Below are 1474 nucleotides of genomic sequence, written 5' to 3' on the forward strand. Positions count from 1 at the left end.
TTGAACTGCGCCCCGAAACTTGGACGCTATAAATACTAGCCGCTATGCAGCTTCCTGCAGGGCCTGATCCCGGTACTCTACCGGAGTCAGGCCCTTAAGCTTCACCTGGCGTCTTGTTGTATTCCAATGCGTAATGTACGCATCGAGGTCAGCTTTGAAACTCTCAAAGGTTAGCCAGTCCTGGCCACGAAAAAACTCGTCCTTAAGATGTCCAAAGACCTGCTCAGTGGCACCATTGTCGATGCAGTTACCTTTGCGTGACATACTCTGGATAAAACCGTTATCAGCAAGCGTGCTGATGTAGAACTCGTGCTGGTACTGCCATCCCATATCTGAGTGCAAAATCGGCTTAGCTCCCTCGGGTTTGGCATCCATGAGTACCTGAAGCATCTCTTGCTGCTGGGCAAGATTAGGGCACATCGAGATCGAGTGGGCAACAATCTCTTTACTGGCAAAATCGTACACCGGAGCAAGATACGCCTTACCAAAGGAAAGCTTAAACTCGGTAACATCGGTACCCAACTTCTGCCAAGGACCGGTCGCCGTGAAGTTGCGACCGATGATGTTCTCAAAACTTTGCCCCGCCTCCCCCTTGTAGGAGTTGTACCTGTGGTAGGGCCTCTGGCGGCGTATACCGCAGCGCAGCCCCATCTGGCGCATCATCTTCAAGACCGTCTTATCGGCGATGCGCACCCCTTCCTCAGCGCGCAGGCACATGGCTATCTGCCTGTGACCGCACCCGTTGGGGGTTCGCGAAAAGATTTGCGCGACCTTGGGACGTAGCTGCACTCTGGTTGGCTGTTGGGGATGAGCCAACGCGTAGTAGTAGCTCGACCTGGCAAGGCCTGCCGCCTCAAGGAGATCGTACAGCTTGTGACCGCGCCCTGAAAGCTCAGCGACCACTAGGGCTTTGTCCCGGTTTGGGAGCGCTTCTGCGCCTTCAGGGCAATCGATTTTTTTAGGTACGCCACCTGCGCCTCAAGCTTGCGCACGCGCTCTTCGAGTTCCTCCTCACGCGTTGGTGGCACCGCCCGTACCGACCCCTTTGGCCTGCCCTTAGGTTTAGGCTTAAGCGCCTGCGCGCCGCCCTGCCGGTACAGCCTGCACCATTGCTTCAACGGTGTCGTGCTTGCAATACCGAAGCGCATCATTGCTTCAGGCTTACTCATCCCACCGTCAACCACGGCCTTCGCTGCGGCGACCTTGGTCTCGTAGTCGTATTTGGTGTGCTTTACTCCCATGGTAAGAAGCCCGTCCTTCCCGATGACGTGGTACATTTTCTGCCACTCTCTCACAGTCGCGGCGGACACACCAAGCCTGCTGGCGGTCAGACGATAGCCACATCCTTTCTCAAACATTTGCGCTGCTTGCTTTCGAAGCAAACGATCGTGTCTCATTCCCAGATTTATAGACATGAAAAGCCTCCTGTTTCTTGGACTTTAATTTTGTTGTCCAAGAAACGGGAGGCAGTTCA

2 protein-coding genes are annotated in these 1474 nt (G+C 54.7%); both read right to left on the reverse strand.

All coding sequences use genetic code 11. The annotated features are described in order from the left end of the window. Positions 1–42 precede the first annotated feature (42 nt). Entirely contained in the window at positions 43–903 is an 861-nt protein-coding gene (locus HMPREF2942_RS01140) for an IS3 family transposase (protein WP_070688020.1), read from the reverse strand. Further along, entirely contained in the window at positions 903–1415 is a 513-nt protein-coding gene (locus HMPREF2942_RS01145; protein ID WP_070688022.1) for a helix-turn-helix domain-containing protein, read from the reverse strand. The genes HMPREF2942_RS01140 and HMPREF2942_RS01145 overlap by 1 nt, the downstream gene beginning before the upstream one ends. Between the last annotated feature and the right edge of the window lie 59 nt (positions 1416–1474).

The organism is Rothia sp. HMSC071C12 (assembly GCF_001813895.1).
Taxonomy (GTDB): domain Bacteria; phylum Actinomycetota; class Actinomycetes; order Actinomycetales; family Micrococcaceae; genus Rothia; species Rothia mucilaginosa.

What these genes read in the sequence shown, in the direction of transcription:
- HMPREF2942_RS01145 (WP_070688022.1), bottom strand. Translation starts at nt 1,415, where the DNA reads ATGTCTATAAATCTGGGAATGAGACACGATCGTTTGCTTCGAAAGCAA.